We start from the raw sequence: 14,802 nt of genomic DNA, 5'->3' as shown, positions 1-14,802 counted from the left end.
CATGACGAGGTTGGGGAGGCTTCGGCAAATCGCCAGCGTTTGCGCTGATTTCATGGAAATGAGCGGTGAATGCCTTGCCGCTCGACAACGGCAGTCATCCCAAACAGCTACCCACCATAGCTAATGCGCCAGATGGTGCCGTTGCCGTCCTCGGTGAGGATCAGCGCGCCGTCCCTGGCCACGGCGACGCCGACCGGCCGGCCCCAGACCGCGTCGTCGGCAATGACGAAGCCGGTGGCGAAATCCTCGTATTCGCCGGTCGGCTTGCCGTCCTTGAATCTCAGCCGCACCACCTTGTAGCCGGTGCGGACATCGCGGTTCCAGGAGCCGTGCAAGGCGACGAAGGCGTCCCCCTTGTAGTCGGCAGGGAAATTGCCGCCCTCGTAGAAAGCGATGTTGAGCGGCGCCGAATGGGCCTGCATCAGCACATCCGGAACGGTGACCTTGCTGGCGAGGTCGGGGCGCGCGCCCTTGTGGCGCGGGTCCTCGTTGTCGCCGATATAATACCAGGGCCAGCCATAGAAGGCGCCGTCCTTCACGGCGGTGGCGTATTCGAAGGGGGTATTGTCGCCAAGCTCGTCACGCTCGTTGACGACGCACCAAAGCGCGCCCGTCGCCGGCTGCACGGTCATGCCGGAACAGTTGCGCAGGCCGGTGGCGACGGTCCTGCGGTTCTTGCCGTCGGGGTCGAAGGCCAGCACGTCGGCGCGGCCTTCCTCCGAGCCCCAGGCCGCGCCCAGCGGCTGCGATTTCGCCCACGCCTCGACACCGCCCGTCGGCTTCGCGCCCATATCCTCGGCGATGTTGGAGCCGGAGCCAACCGACAGATAGAGCGTCTTGCCGTCGGGCGAGAAGACTATGTCGCGCGTCCAGTGATGGTTGGCCGGGATCTTGGCGACGATGGTCTCCGGCTTCGCCGAAGCTTCGAGGTCGCCGTCGCGGTAGGGGAAGCGGACGACGCTGTCGCTGTTGGCGACATAGACCCACTGCGGCTTGCCGGCCGGCGGATAAAAGGCGATGCCGTAGGGCCGGGTCAGTCCTTTGGCGAAGGTCGACGTCTCGGCGGGCTTGGCGCTGCCTTCGGCCAGGCGATAGACGCGGACCTGGTTCGCCCGGCTGTCGGCCACGAAGAGGTCGCCATTCGGCGCCACGCGCACGACGCGGGGACTGTCGATGCCGGAAGCGACCAGCTCGGCCGAGAAGCCCGGCGGAAGTCTCGGCTTGGCGCCTTCGGGGCGATCGATGACGTCGCCGCCGTTCGTGGCGGACTCCGTCACATAGGGTTTCTGCAGGTCCTGAGGCTTCAGCAGCCGGCGCACGCCCGGACGGTCGGCCTTCCAGTCGCCGAAGGCCTTTTCACCGCTGAGCAAGGGTTGATCGGCCTGCTGCGCGAAGGCGCCGGTGGCAAGGACCAGCGCGAGGCCCGCAAGGCCGGCGATCCGCATCATGCTGTTCTCCGTCTTCTTGCACCTGCCCGCCGTCGTCATTCCAGGGCGAAGCAGGAGCGAAGCTCCGTCGCGGAGACCCTGGAATCCATGCCGTTACCTTGCCCGAAGAGCGAAGCGGAGCGGAATTCTGCACCGTTGCAACGCTTGGAAGTCACGGCATGGATCCTATGGTCTGCGCCGCGTCGCTTTCGCTCCTTGCTCCGCCATAGGATGACGAAGCTAAAAGCGTCTCAGCCAAGGCAACACCGCCCGACCCGTCAATTTCCGTGTCAGGAAACTAGGATCGACGGGTGTTCTGAAAAGAGGGGCGAACGGATTTCATGGCGCCTCGCGATCCGTCACCTCTTCGCCATCCAGGTCGTCGTCGAGCCGCTTTTCCAGCTCGACGAGGTCGGCCGGCAAGGGCAGGCCCATGGCGCGCAGCTCCCGCAATTTCTCGCGCAACTGTTCCTGGATCTCGTGCTCGTCCTCGGGCTGATTGACCATCTCCTCGAGCAGCAGGCTGATCTGGGCCTTGAGCGATTCCAGCGCCATGTTTTTCTCCTTTGCGCCCTCAGCTGCGTTGAGATTCAGGTCAGGCCGGCCTCACCTGGATATCGATACACCTAGCGCAGCATGCGCGAAATCAGCTGTGCCGTATAGTCGACCATCGGCACGATGCGGGCGTAGTTCAGCCTGGTCGGGCCGATGACGCCAAGCGCGCCGACGACGCGGGCGTCCTTGTCGCGATAGGGGGCGACGACCAGCGACGAGCCGGACAGCGAAAACAGCTTGTTCTCCGAGCCGATGAAGATGCGCACGCCCGGCCCTTCCTCGGCGAGGTCGAGCAGCTGCAGCAATCCGTCCTGGGTTTCCAGGTCCTCGAACAGATGGCGAAGCAATTCGATGTCCGCCTGGGCGGTGACGTTTTCCAGGAGGTTGGCGCGGCCGCGCACGATGAGGCGCGCCGGCAGCCCGCTTTCGGCGCCGGCCCAGACCGCGAGGCCCTTCTCGACCAGATCCTGCGACAGCGTGTCGAGGGCCGCCCTGGTCTCGTCCTTGATGCGGGCGATTTCCGCCCGCGCCTCGGCCAGCGTTCGGCCGCGGATATGGGCGTTGAGGAAATTCGAGGCCTCGTGCAGCTGCGACACGGTGGTGCCGGCCGGCAGGTCGACGACGCGGTTCTCGACATCGCCGTTCTGCGACACCAGCACGGCGAGCGCCTTGGTGGGCTCGAGCTGGATGAATTCGATGTGCTTCAGCGCCACCTCGTTCTTGGAGGCGAGCACGAGGCCGGCGCCGCGCGACATGCCGGACAGCATCTGGCTGGCCTCGGTCAGCATATGCTCCAGCGTCGCGCCCGAGCCGGAGGCGCGCACCTGCGCCTCGATGACGCGGCGCTCCTCGTCGGAAAGGTCGCCGAGCTCCATGAAGGCGTCGACGAAGAAGCGCAGGCCGGTCTGAGTCGGCAGCCGCCCGGCGGAAACATGGGGCGCGTAGATCAGGCCGAGATGCTCGAGGTCGCTCATCACGTTGCGGATGGTGGCGGGCGACAGCGAGGAGGGCAGGATGCGCGACAGGCTGCGCGAGCCGACCGGCTCGCCGTCGCGCAGATAGGAATCGACAATCCGCCGGAAAATATCGCGCGAGCGCATGTCGAGTGACTGAAGGACCGGCGACTGAAACCCGGGACTCTGGGACGTCGGATCGACTGGTTTGTTCATACCGGCGAGAAACCTCCTGTTGAAAGATATAGACTTAAGCCACACCGGCGCAACCCGGTGCCGCGCTGCGGTCACAGTGCCGCGTTGCGGTCACGGTGCTGCGTTTGGGGTCAACCGGCCCGTTTTCCTTTGCGACCCCATTTTCCTTTGCGACTTGCGTCGCATGCGTCTACAAGCCGGCCACGATTCCGAAATAAGAAGAAAGACAAGAGGCCTCGATGCGTCCTTCCAAACGCCAAGCCGACGAAATGCGCGCCATCTCCTTCGAGCGCGGCGTCTCCAAGCACGCCGAAGGCTCGTGCCTGGTGAAGTTCGGCGACACGCATGTGCTGTGCACGGCGAGCCTGGAGGAAAAGGTGCCGGCCTGGATGCGCAATTCCGGCAAGGGATGGGTGACGGCCGAATACGGCATGCTGCCGCGCTCGACCGGCGAACGCATGCGGCGCGAGGCCTCCGCCGGCAAGCAGGGCGGCCGCACGCTGGAGATCCAGCGGCTGATCGGCCGCTCGCTGCGCGCCGTGGTCGACCTGCAGGCGCTGGGCGAGCAGCAGATCACCGTCGACTGCGACGTCATCCAGGCCGATGGCGGCACCCGCACGGCCTCGATCACCGGCGGCTGGGTGGCGCTCTACGATTGCCTGCGCTGGATGGAAGCGCGCCAGATGGTGAGCGTCGCCAAGGTGCTGAAGGACCATGTCGCGGCGATTTCCTGCGGCATCCATGACGGCCAGCCGGTCATCGATCTCGATTACGTTGAGGATTCCTCGGCCGGCACCGACGCCAATTTCGTCATGACCGGCAAGGGCGGCATCGTCGAGATCCAGGGCACCGCCGAGGGCGAGCCCTTCTCCGAGGAGCAGTTCGCGGCGCTGATGGGCCTGGCGAAGAAGGGTATTTCGCGGCTGGTGAGCCTGCAGCAGATGGCGGTGGCGTAGGTTTTCGGATGCCGAGCCTGGGCCCCCCTCTCTGGCCTGCCGGCCATCTCCCCCTCAAGGGGGGAGATTGGATGTCACGACGGCCTTCGCCAATCGCCAATGTTGCAGGAGAGGTGCCGGCGCGGCCGCAGCTAATCTCCCCCCTTGAGGGGGAGATGCCCGGCAGGGCAGAGAGGGGGGCCTCGTGATACCCTCCGCAATCCTCGAATCCGCCCTCTACGTCACGGACCTGCACGCGGCGGAAGCCTTCTATCGCGACATCATCGGCCTCGAGGCGCTCGGCAAGGTCGAAGGCCGCCATGTCTTCTTCCGCTGCGGCAATGGCGTGCTGCTTCTCTTCAACGCCGAGGCGACGAGGATCCCGCCGGCGCCCGACGCTCGCCTGAAAGTGCCGCCGCATGGCACGGCCGGCGAGGGACATCTCTGCTTCGCCGCAAGCGCCGATGAGATCGCCGCATGGCGCAAGCATCTCACGGCCAGGAGCATCGCCATCGAAAGCGATTTCGAGTGGCCGCAGGGCGGGCATTCGATCTATATCCGGGACCCATCGGGCAATTCGATCGAATTCGCCGAGCCAAGGATCTGGGGTTTTTGATGCATTCCCTCAACGGACAGAAAATCGTCGTCGCCAGCCACAATGAAGGCAAGCTGCGCGAATTCGCCGACCTGATGGCGCCGTTCGGCTTCGAGGCGAAATCGGCCAAGGAATACGGCCTGGCCGAACCCGACGAGACCGGCACCACCTTCGAGGAGAACGCCTATATCAAGGCATACGCGGCCGCCAAGGCGACCGGCCTGCCGGCGCTGTCGGACGATTCAGGCCTTTGCGTCGACGCGCTCGACGGCGCGCCCGGCGTCTACACTGCCAACTGGGCCGAGAAGCCAGATGGCAGCCGGGATTTCGGCATGGCTATGCAAAAGACCGAAACGGCGCTCGAGGAGGCCGGCGCGACCGATCCCTCGGAGCGCACCGGCCGCTTCGTCGCGGTCATCTGCCTGGCCTTTCCCGACGGCGAGGCCGAATATTATCGCGGCGAGGCGGAAGGCACGCTGGTGTGGCCGCCGCGCGGCACGCTTGGCTTCGGCTACGATCCGGTGTTCCTGCCCAATGGTTTCGACAAGACTTTTGGCGAGATGAGCGCCGAAGAAAAGCATGGCTGGAAGCCCGGCCAGGCGACGGCGCTGTCGCACCGCGCCCGCGCCTTCCAGAAATTCGCGCAGGCACGTCTGGATTTGGCACGTCTGGATTTGGCGCGACTGGATCTGGCGCGAACAGGATCGGCATGAGCTCGGTTACGATACCGCTCGACCGGAGCCCCGGCTTCGGCGTCTATATCCACTGGCCGTTCTGCGCGGCCAAGTGCCCTTATTGCGACTTCAACAGCCATGTCCGCCACCAGCCGGTCGACCAGGAGCGTTTTGCCCGCGCCTTCGAAACCGAGCTCGCGACCATGCGCGACCGCACTGGCCCGCGCGAGGTGACCAGCATCTTCCTCGGCGGCGGCACGCCGTCGCTGATGAAGCCGGAAACGGTGGGCGCCGTGCTGGAGGCGGTGGCGAGGAACTGGACCGTGCCGACGGGCATCGAGGTGACGCTGGAGGCCAATCCGTCCTCGGTCGAGGCCGAGCGCTTCCGCGGCTATCGCGCCGCCGGCGTCAACCGCGTCTCGCTCGGCGTGCAGGCGCTGAGCGACAAGGATCTGCGCTTCCTCGGCCGGCTGCACAATGTCGATGAAGCGCTGCACGCCATCGGACTCGCTCGCGAAATCTTTCCGCGCTTGTCCTTCGACCTGATCTATGCGCGGCCCGGCCAGACGCCGGAGGCGTGGGGCGCGGAACTGGAGCAGGCGATCGGCTATGCCGTCGACCATTTGTCGCTCTACCAGCTCACCATCGAGGAAGGCACGCCCTTCCATGCGCTTTACGCGGCGCGCAAATTCACGCTGCCCGACAACGACCACGCCGCCGACCTCTATGCGCTGACGCAGGAAGTGACGGCGGCGCATGGGCTGCCGGCCTATGAGATTTCAAACCACGCCCGGCCGGGCGCGGAAAGCCGGCACAATCTCACCTATTGGCGCTACGGCGAGTATGTCGGCGTCGGACCGGGCGCGCATGGCCGTTTCGTCGAGAACGGCCGCCGCACGGTGACGATAGCGGAAAGGATGCCGGAGACCTGGGCCAATCTGGTCGAGGCCAAAGGGCATGGCGTCACCGATGGGGAGATCCTGACCCGCACGGAGGAAGCCGACGAGTTCCTGCTGATGGGGCTGCGGCTTGCCGAAGGCATCGACCTGCAGCGTTACGAGACGCTCGCCGGGCGCGGTCTATCCAGCGCGCGGCTTTCGGTGCTGCAGGAGGAAGGTCTGGTGGCGCCGGTCGGCAATGCGAGGCTGCGTGCCACAACCGCCGGCATGATCGTGCTGGATGCGGTGGTGGCGGATCTGGCGCGGTAATCCAGCACGTTCGTCATTCTCGGGCTTGACCCGAGAATCCATGCCATGACCTGTGCGAAGGGCGCGACGATGCAGAATCCTGCACCGTTGGCGGCGCTTCGATGTAACGGCATGGATTCCAGGGTCTGCGCGCGTCGCTTCGCTCCTTGCTTCGCCCTGGAATGACGAGGCGCGAGATCGCGAAGGGTGCTGGTTATCTTAAGCGTCGTGCTTCTGGCGGTGCTTGCCGCGGGTCTTCTCGCCATGCGCCTCGCCGTGGCGAGCCTGCTTCTGGTCGGCCTTGTCGCGGCGCGCGCCGGGCTGGGCGGCGATCGAATGTGGGGGCATGCCCTCGCGGGCGGTTTTGCTTTCAAGTCGGCTGATAAAAATGTCGAAGCGATTGGGCATCGTTCGGTCCTGCCTCCTCCCGGGGAATCAGGGGTTAAATTCGCCGATGTGGGTTTCGTTCCGCACTGTGGCAAAGGCATGGCGATTTCCTTTATGCCGACCTCACGTTTTGCAACGGGGCGTCAGCCATGCGAAACAGATTTGGTTCTTTCGCAATTCCGGACGGAAGGCTACGGCGAAGTCGCCGAGCCTAACCGCTCTTCCTGGAATTGCTCGGAATGAGGGGCATTCGGTGATCGGCGACAAACGCAGCTATCTGATCGGGCAGACGGAGATCGCGGCGCGGCCGCTCGCGCCGGCGCTTTATCTGGTGGCGACGCCGATCGGCAACCTCGCCGACATCACGCTGCGCGCGCTGGAGACGCTTGCCGCCGCCGACATCGTCGCCTGCGAAGACACGCGCGTCTCGCGCGTGCTGCTCGAACGCTACGGCATCCGGCGGCGCACCACCGCCTATCACGAGCACAATGCGAGCGAGGCCGGACCGAAGCTGATCGAGGCGCTGGCGGCCGGACAGAGCGTGGCGCTGATCTCCGACGCCGGCACGCCGCTGGTCTCCGATCCGGGCTACCGGCTGGTCGGCGAGGCGCTGGAGCGCGGCATTCGCGTCGTGCCGATCCCGGGACCTTCGGCCGCCCTTGCGGCGCTGACAGCTTCCGGCTTGCCTTCCGATGCCTTCCTGTTCGCCGGCTTCCTGCCCGTGAAGACCGGGCAGCGGCTGACCAAGCTGGAAACGTTCAAGGCGGTGCCGGCGACGCTGATCTTCTTCGAATCGCCCAGACGGCTGGCCGAGACGCTTGGCGCCATGGTCGAGGCGCTGGGCGGCGCCCGAAATGCCGCGATCGGCCGCGAGCTGACTAAGACTTTTGAAGAGATGCGCACCGGAACGCTGGCCGAGTTGGCGGACCATTATGCGGCCGCCGACACGCCCAAGGGCGAGATCGTCATCTGCGTCGGTCCGGCGGAGGCCGTGGCGGACCAGCCGGCCGACATCGACCGGCTGTTGTTGTCGCTCGCCGCCGAAATGCCGGCCTCCAAGGCGGCGGCGGAAGCGGCGAAGATGACCGGTGGGCAGAAGCAGGCGCTTTACCGGCGGCTGCTGGAGCTTAGGGACAGACCATGATTCCAAAAAGTGGAAACCGGTTTTTGGAAAAGATCAGGGTCAAACAAAAAGATGGCTGAGCGCACGGCCGGCCATCGGCGAAAAGCCTATCGGCGCGGCCATCGCGGGGAATGGCTGGCGGCGCTGGCGCTGATGCTGAAAGGCTACCGTATCCTCGCCCGCCGCCATCGTACCAGGCTCGGCGAGATCGACCTGATCGCCAGGCGCGGCGACCTCGTGCTGTTCGTCGAGGTCAAGGCGCGCCGCACGCTGATCGAGGCGATGGAAGCGATCGGCCATGCATCGGAGCGACGCATCGAGGGCGCCGCGGATCTGTGGCTGTCGCGCCAACCGGATTACGGGCGGCTTTCGCTGCGTTTCGACATGGTGGCCGTGCTGCCCTGGCGCTGGCCGGTGCATGTCGAGAACGCGTTTTATGGACGGAATTGAGGATTACTTCCGGGACCGTCGGCGGGACAGCACCCCCCTCTGTCCTGCCGGACATCTCCCCCGCAAGGGGGGAGATTGGCAGCTTAGGCGCCGCGCCCTTCTTCGACGTCGATAATTGGCGAAAAGCCGCGATGGCGTCTGATCTCCCCCCTTGCGGGGGAGATGGCCGGCAGGCCAGAGGGGGGGTTGGCGGGAACTCGACAAAGCGGTGTGGGCGAAGCCCGCCTCACCCCCAGACCATCAACGCCACCAGCCCGACGCCACCCACCACAAGCCGCCACCAGCCGAACAGCGCGTAGCCGTTGCGCGAGACGTAATCGAGCAGGAAGCGCACCACGATGAGCGCGGTGACGAAGGCGGCGATGAAGCCGACGGCGATGATCGGCAGGTCGGCAGAGGTCAGCACGTTGCGGTTCTTGAACAGGTCGAAGGCGAAGGCGCCGACCATGGTGGGCATGGCGAGGAAGAAGGAAAATTCGGCTGCCGCGCGCTTGTCGACGCCCATCAGCAACGCGCCGACGATGGTCGAACCGGAGCGCGAGGTGCCGGGGATCAGCGACAGGCACTGGAACAGGCCGATCTTGAGATAAACGCTCAACGGGAAGCGCTCGACGTCGTGATGGATCGGCTTGAAATTGATGCGGTCGACGACGAGCAGCACAACGCCGCCGATGATCAGCATGATGCAGATGAGCCTGGGCGATTCAAACAGGATGGTCTTGATGAAATCATGCGCCAGCGCGCCGATGACCGCGGCCGGCAGGAAGGCAATCAGGATGCCGATGACGAAATGCCGGGTCTGCGGATCGCTGGGCAGCTTGATCAGCATCTGCCAGAGCTTGCTGAAATAGACACTCAAAATGGCCAGGATCGCGCCGAGCTGGATCAGGATCTCGAAGGCCTTGCCGGTGGAATGGAAGCCGAGGAAATGGCCGGCAAGCAGGATGTGGCCGGTGGACGACACCGGGATGAACTCGGTCAGGCCCTCCAGCAGCCCAAGCAGCAGCGCTTCGACGATGGTCTGGCTTTCCATGGCAACCTCTCGGTTCGAATGACGGCTAAGGGAAGGGTTTGCTTGTCATGGGGCGGAAGTCCCCCTATAGGTCGCAACACCATGACAGTCCCTGGAATCGGGCGGCCAAGACTTACCGGCGCCGTTAGCGATTCGCCAGTGCGCCCTATCATCGCGGAACCATGCTGACGCTTTTCCATCATCCCATGTTCGCCACCTGCCGGTTCGTCCGCCTCGCCTTCGGCGAGTATGGCGAGGAGCTGGCGCTGATCGAGGAAAAGCCGTGGACGCGGCGCAAGGAGTTTCTGGCGCTGAACCCGGCCGGAACGCTGCCGATCCTGCTGGCCGAAGGCGACGTGCCGATCGTCGGCGCCATGGTAATCGCCGAATATCTCGACGAGACGCGCGGGGTGCTGAAGCGCGACAAGCGGCTGTTCGCCGAGGACCCGATGCAGCGCGCCGAGATTCGTCGGCTGACCGACTGGTATCTCAGCAAGGCCGAAAGCGAGGTCACCCGGCACCTGGTGCGCGAGCGCGTGCTGAAGCCGGTCATGCCGGAAACTGCCGGCGGCGGCTCGCCGGATTCGGCGGCGATCCGCGCCGCGCGCGCCAACATCCGCCAGCACATGAAATACACCAACTGGCTGGCCGGCACCCGCCATTGGCTGGCCGGCAGCAAGGTGACCTATGCCGACCTCGCGGCGGCGGCGACGCTGTCGGTGCTCGATTATCTGGGCGAGATCGACTGGCGCGAACATGCGGCCGCGCGCGAATGGTACACGCGGGTGAAATCGCGGCCGTCATTCCGGCCGCTGCTCTCCGACCGGGTGCGCGGCTTGTCGCCGGTATCGCATTATGCGGACCTCGATTTCTGAAACCTTACGCGCGCTGATCGAGGCGGAGGCGCGCCGCGCCGGCTTCGAGGCCGTCGCCGTGACCCGGCCGGATGCGATCCCGCTGGCGCCGGCAAGGCTCGCCGAATTCGTATCCGACGGTTTCCACGGCTCGATGGACTGGATCGCCGAGACGCTTCAGCGGCGCGCCGAGCCCTCGACGCTGTGGCCGGAAGTCCGCTCGATCATCGTGCTCGCCATGAATTACGGCCCGGACCGCGACCCGCGCGATATCCTCGCCAAGCCCGACCGCGGGGCGATCTCGGTCTATGCGCAAAACCGCGACTATCACGATGTGATGAAAGGCCGGCTGAAGGAGATCGCCGGCAAGATCGTGGCCAAGGCAGGCGGCGACGTGAGGGTGTTCGTCGATACCGCGCCGGTGATGGAGAAGCCGCTGGCGGAAGCGGCCGGGCTCGGCTGGCAGGGCAAGCACACCAACCTGGTCAGCCGCGCGCATGGCTCGTGGCTGTTCCTCGGCACGATCTTCACCACGGCCGAGCTGGAGCCGGACCAGGCCGAGATCGATCATTGCGGCTCCTGCCGCGCCTGCCTGGACGCCTGCCCAACGGACGCTTTCCCGGCGCCCTACCGGCTCGACGCGCGGCGCTGCATCTCCTACCTGACCATCGAGAACAAGGGGCCGATCCCACGCGAGTTCCGCGAGGCGATCGGCAACCGCATCTATGGCTGCGACGACTGCCTGGCCGCCTGTCCGTGGAACAAGTTCGCAAGTGCTGCTTCCGAGGCGAAGCTTGCCGCGCGCGCCGATTTGCGCGAGCCGTCGCTTTCGCAGCTGCTCGCGCTCGACGATCCGGCATTCCGCGCTTTCTTCTCGGGCTCGCCGGTCAAGCGCATCGGCCGGGACCGTTTCATCCGCAACGTGCTGATCGCCGCCGGCAATTCCGGCGATGCGTCGCTGGCCGCCATTGTGCGCGGTCTGCTCGGCGACGCCGCGCCACTGGTGCGGGGTGCGGCAATCTGGGCCCTGTCGCGACTGCTCTCGGACCGCGAATTTGGCGAGCTTGCCGCCACAGCCTCGAAGTCCGAGATGGACGCGGTGGTCCGCGAGGAATGGCTGGCGGCACCGGCACATCCGGCAAAGGCCGATTGAAGGAGGTTCATCGATGAGCGAAAGACGCTTCTTCATCTTCGGCGCCGGCTATTCGGCCAGGGCTTTCGCGCGGGCCAACGCGCACCACGAGCCGATCTCCGGCACGACCCGGGCGCCGGAAAAGTTCGAGGCGCTGCGATCGGCCGGCATCGAACCGCTGCAATTCGACGGCGCGCTGCCGCCCGAGCTCGGCGATGCGCTCGCCAAGACCACGCATCTCATCGTCTCGGTCGCTCCCGACGAGGCCGGCGACCCGGTGCTCAACGCCGCCGGCGATGCGCTGCGAAGAAAGATGCCGGCGCTTGAGTGGATCGGCTATCTCTCGACCGTCGGCGTCTATGGCGACCATGGCGGCGCCTGGGTGGACGAGACCAGCGACTGCCGGCCGGTGTCGAAGCGCTCGGTGATGCGGGTGGCGGCCGAACAGGAATGGCTGACGCTTGGCCGCGAGATCGGCAAACCGGTGGCGATCCTGCGGCTTTCCGGGATCTACGGGCCGGGCCGCAACGCGCTCACCAATCTCGAGGACGGAACGGCACGGCGGCTGGTCAAGCCGGAACAAGTGTTCAACCGCATCCATTGCGACGACATCGCAGGCGCGCTTTGGCTTCTGGCTGGAAACAATCTCGGCGGCATCTTCAACGTCACCGACGACGAGCCGGCGCCGCCGCAGGACGTCGTTACCTATGCCGCCGGGCTGATGGGCCTCACACCGCCGCCCGAAATTCCTTTCGAGACCGCCCAACTTTCGCCCATGGCGCGGTCTTTCTATGGCGAGAACAAGCGCGTCGCGAATCAGGCGATCAAGGCGGCCGGCTATCGCTTCCGGTTCCCGAACTACCGGGTGGCGCTGGAGCGGATGTGGGCCGGCGGCAACTGGCGGGACGGCGCGCCGCGCAGCCCGATGAGAGGATGATGCCGAAAAATGTGAAGCGGTTTTCGGCATCATCCTTCCTCGATTGGAGCCGCATGATCGATGCGGGACGCGCGGCGTGGTATGATTCGTTCCCGATCAGGTTCGCCTGACCGCGCGGCAAAACGGATAGACTGGAGAGGGGCCCCAGCCTGATGAATTTGCGATCTCTGCCTGACCGCAAACCGTTCCTGACCGCAGCCCTGGCGCTGGTGACGCTGGCCGCGCTGGCGGCTGTCGCCATCTCGGCCGAACCCCGAGCGAAGGACCTGTTCGGCGCGCGAAAACTGCCGGCCGTGGCGCCCGCCCAATCCTTCGGCTTCTATTCGAAAGGCTGCTTCACCGGCGGCGTGGCGCTGCCGATGGAGGGTCCGGGCTGGGAAGTGATGCGCCCGTCGCGCAATCGACGCTGGGGCCATCCGGCCATGATCGCGCTGATCGAAAAACTGGCGCGCGACGCCCAGGCCGATGGCTGGCCGGGCCTTCTGGTCGGCGACGTCTCGCAACCGCGTGGCGGCCCGATGATGACCGGCCACGCCTCGCACCAGATCGGTCTCGACGCCGACATCTGGCTGACGCCGATGCCGAAGCGGCCGCTGAGCATGGCGCAGCGCGAATCGATGAGCGCGACGCTGATGGTCGACGAGAAGACGCATCTGGTGAAGGACGCGCTGTGGACGCCGGCCCACACCAGGCTGCTCAAGCGCGCGGCAAGCTATCCGGAGGTCGAGCGCATCCTGGTCAATCCGGGCATCAAGAAGAAGCTCTGCGACACCGTTACTGGCGACCGCTCCTGGCTGCGCAAGGTCCGGCCGTTCTGGGGCCACGACTATCATTTCCATATGCGCATCGGCTGCCAGCCGGGCTCGCCCTTCTGCAAGGCACAGGAGACGACGCCGGACGACGATGGCTGCGGCAAGCCGCTGGCCTGGTGGTTCACCGAGGAGCCCTGGCGGCCGAACAAGAACCCGGACGCGCCCAAGGCGCGCGACCTGATGACGATGGCCAATCTGCCCAAGCAGTGCCTGGATGTTGTCAATGCGCCGGACGCGCCCTCGCTGGAGGCGGTGACCTATCATGGCGGCAGCGCCGCCGCGGTGGCCGTGGCCGAGCCGCAGCCGAGCGAGCCGGCGGAAACGATCTCCAGCGGCAACGCCGCGATGCCGTCGGCGGCGAGCGCCTTCGCGCCGACGCCAAAGATCGGCATCCCGCTGCCGCGCCCACGGCCCGGGAACTGACGCGCAAGCGGGCTTCCCCTTTCCGGGGCCATGCGCTAGTCAATCGATTGAAACGGCGCAGTGGCGCCGCAACGAGGACGATCAAGAGCATGTCAGGCGAGAACGAGACGGGGCTGCGGTTCCCGGTCCTGATCGGCGATATTGGCGGCACCAATGCGCGCTTCTCGATCGTGCGCGACGCCAATTCGGAAGCGACCGAGCCGCAGATCGTCCAGACCGCCAATTTCAAGACCATCGACGAGGCGATCCAGGCGGCGGTGCTCGACCGCTCGTCCATCCAGCCGAATTCGGCGGTGCTGGCGATCGCCGGGCCGGTCGACGGCGACGAGATCCCGCTCACCAACTGCCCCTGGGTGGTGAAGCCCCGGCAGATGTTCGCCAATCTGGGCCTGGGCGAGGTCGTCGTGCTCAACGATTTCGAGGCGCAGGCGCTGGCCGTGGTGGCGCTCGGCGAGGAGCATATGGAAAAGATCGGCGGCGGCACGCCGGAGCCCAATGCGAGCCGGGTCGTGCTCGGCCCCGGAACGGGTCTTGGTGTCGCCGGGCTGATCTATGCGCTCAACCACTGGATCCCGGTGCCGGGCGAGGGCGGGCATATGGACATCGGCCCGCGCACGCCGCGCGACTTCGAGGTGTTCCCGCATATCGACAAGCTCGAAGGCCGCATCTCGGGCGAGCAGATCCTGTGCGGACGCGGGCTGGTCAACGTCTATCGGGCCGTGGCCAAGACCGACGGCAAGCCGACGCCTTTGACGACGCCGGCCGAGGTCACTGCGGCCGCACTTTCGAAATCCGATCCGGTGGCTGAAGAAGCGCTGACGCTCTTCGTCACCTGCCTCGGCCGCACCGCGGGCGACCTGGCGCTGGTGTTCATGGGCCGCGGCGGCGTGTTCCTGACGGGCGGCATCGCGCAAAAGATCGTGCCGGCGCTGAAAGCGGGCAATTTCCGCGCCGCCTTCGAGGACAAGGCGCCGCACAGCGCGCTGATGCGCGAAATGCCGGTCTATGTCATCACCCATCCGCTGGCGGCGCTGCTCGGGCTTGCCGCCTATGCCAGGACGCCGTCGCTGTTCGGCGTGAACACGGCGGGACGCCACTGGCGGGCGTGATCGCGCCGGCTTTGGGGGTAGCGATCGGCCGCCGCGACGAAG

The 14,802-nt window shown here is 66.0% G+C and carries 16 protein-coding genes; 12 read left to right on the top strand and 4 right to left on the bottom strand.

Annotated elements, in window-relative coordinates; all coding sequences use genetic code 11:
* Positions 1–107: 107 nt before the first annotated feature.
* The 3 genes from WDX12_RS09110 to hrcA form a co-directional block, all read right to left on the bottom strand.
* Positions 108–1,448, bottom strand: coding sequence for a PQQ-dependent sugar dehydrogenase (locus tag WDX12_RS09110; protein WP_434724646.1), 1,341 nt, complete (start codon positions 1,446–1,448; stop codon positions 108–110).
* A gap of 318 nt (positions 1,449–1,766) precedes the next feature.
* On the bottom strand, positions 1,767–1,982 hold the full coding sequence (locus tag WDX12_RS09105) for a hypothetical protein (RefSeq protein ID WP_434724645.1): 216 nt from the start codon (positions 1,980–1,982) through the stop codon (positions 1,767–1,769).
* Between the two features lie 71 nt (positions 1,983–2,053).
* Positions 2,054–3,151, bottom strand: a complete 1,098-nt coding sequence (hrcA, locus tag WDX12_RS09100) for a heat-inducible transcriptional repressor HrcA (protein WP_434724644.1) — start codon at positions 3,149–3,151, stop codon at positions 2,054–2,056.
* Positions 3,152–3,369: 218 nt separating this feature from the next.
* Here hrcA and rph point away from each other — a divergent pair, with 218 nt between their 5' ends.
* The 7 genes from rph (at position 3,370) to WDX12_RS09065 (ending at position 8,481) form a co-directional block, all read left to right on the top strand.
* A complete protein-coding gene (rph, locus tag WDX12_RS09095) occupies positions 3,370–4,086 on the top strand; it encodes a ribonuclease PH (RefSeq protein WP_434724643.1) in 717 nt (238 codons plus the stop codon).
* Between the two features lie 184 nt (positions 4,087–4,270).
* The gene (locus WDX12_RS09090) at positions 4,271–4,681 is read left to right on the top strand and encodes a VOC family protein (RefSeq protein ID WP_434724642.1); all 411 of its coding nucleotides are present in this window, start codon (positions 4,271–4,273) and stop codon (positions 4,679–4,681) included.
* Positions 4,681–5,373: an RdgB/HAM1 family non-canonical purine NTP pyrophosphatase gene (rdgB, locus tag WDX12_RS09085; protein ID WP_434724641.1), complete on the top strand. Its 693-nt coding sequence runs from the start codon at positions 4,681–4,683 to the stop codon at positions 5,371–5,373. Before WDX12_RS09090 ends, rdgB begins: the two co-directional genes overlap by 1 nt.
* On the top strand, positions 5,370–6,542 hold the full coding sequence (gene hemW, locus WDX12_RS09080) for a radical SAM family heme chaperone HemW (RefSeq protein WP_434724640.1): 1,173 nt from the start codon (positions 5,370–5,372) through the stop codon (positions 6,540–6,542). Before rdgB ends, hemW begins: the two co-directional genes overlap by 4 nt.
* A gap of 186 nt (positions 6,543–6,728) precedes the next feature.
* Positions 6,729–7,151: a hypothetical protein gene (locus WDX12_RS09075; protein ID WP_434724639.1), complete on the top strand. Its 423-nt coding sequence runs from the start codon at positions 6,729–6,731 to the stop codon at positions 7,149–7,151.
* Positions 7,152–7,161: 10 nt separating this feature from the next.
* The gene (gene rsmI, locus WDX12_RS09070; RefSeq protein ID WP_434724638.1) at positions 7,162–8,052 is read left to right on the top strand and encodes a 16S rRNA (cytidine(1402)-2'-O)-methyltransferase; all 891 of its coding nucleotides are present in this window, start codon (positions 7,162–7,164) and stop codon (positions 8,050–8,052) included.
* Between the two features lie 51 nt (positions 8,053–8,103).
* Positions 8,104–8,481: a YraN family protein gene (locus WDX12_RS09065; RefSeq protein ID WP_434724637.1), complete on the top strand. Its 378-nt coding sequence runs from the start codon at positions 8,104–8,106 to the stop codon at positions 8,479–8,481.
* A 226-nt stretch (positions 8,482–8,707) separates the two neighbouring features.
* Here the strand turns inward: WDX12_RS09065 and WDX12_RS09060 are convergent, their stop codons facing one another.
* A complete protein-coding gene (locus tag WDX12_RS09060) occupies positions 8,708–9,514 on the bottom strand; it encodes an undecaprenyl-diphosphate phosphatase (protein ID WP_434724636.1) in 807 nt (268 codons plus the stop codon).
* A 161-nt stretch (positions 9,515–9,675) separates the two neighbouring features.
* On the opposite strand from WDX12_RS09060, the gene WDX12_RS09055 reads away from it, so the two are divergent.
* From WDX12_RS09055 to WDX12_RS09035, 5 genes are all read left to right on the top strand, one after another.
* Positions 9,676–10,368: a glutathione S-transferase family protein gene (locus WDX12_RS09055; RefSeq protein ID WP_320293796.1), complete on the top strand. Its 693-nt coding sequence runs from the start codon at positions 9,676–9,678 to the stop codon at positions 10,366–10,368.
* Entirely contained in the window at positions 10,349–11,500 is a 1,152-nt protein-coding gene (gene queG, locus WDX12_RS09050; RefSeq protein ID WP_434724635.1) for a tRNA epoxyqueuosine(34) reductase QueG, read from the top strand. The genes WDX12_RS09055 and queG overlap by 20 nt, the downstream gene beginning before the upstream one ends.
* 13 nt (positions 11,501–11,513) lie before the next feature.
* On the top strand, positions 11,514–12,416 hold the full coding sequence (locus tag WDX12_RS09045; protein ID WP_434724634.1) for an SDR family oxidoreductase: 903 nt from the start codon (positions 11,514–11,516) through the stop codon (positions 12,414–12,416).
* 152 nt (positions 12,417–12,568) lie between these two features.
* A complete protein-coding gene (gene mepA / locus WDX12_RS09040) occupies positions 12,569–13,651 on the top strand; it encodes a penicillin-insensitive murein endopeptidase (protein ID WP_434724633.1) in 1,083 nt (360 codons plus the stop codon).
* Between the two features lie 89 nt (positions 13,652–13,740).
* Positions 13,741–14,760, top strand: coding sequence for a glucokinase (locus tag WDX12_RS09035; RefSeq protein ID WP_434724632.1), 1,020 nt, complete (start codon positions 13,741–13,743; stop codon positions 14,758–14,760).
* Positions 14,761–14,802: the final 42 nt, after the last annotated feature.

It is taken from the genome of Mesorhizobium sp. RIZ17, from assembly GCF_051127865.1.
Lineage (GTDB): Bacteria > Pseudomonadota > Alphaproteobacteria > Rhizobiales > Rhizobiaceae > Mesorhizobium > Mesorhizobium humile.
Note: the sequence above shows the minus strand (reverse complement) of the source record. Positions and strands in the feature narration are given on the sequence as shown.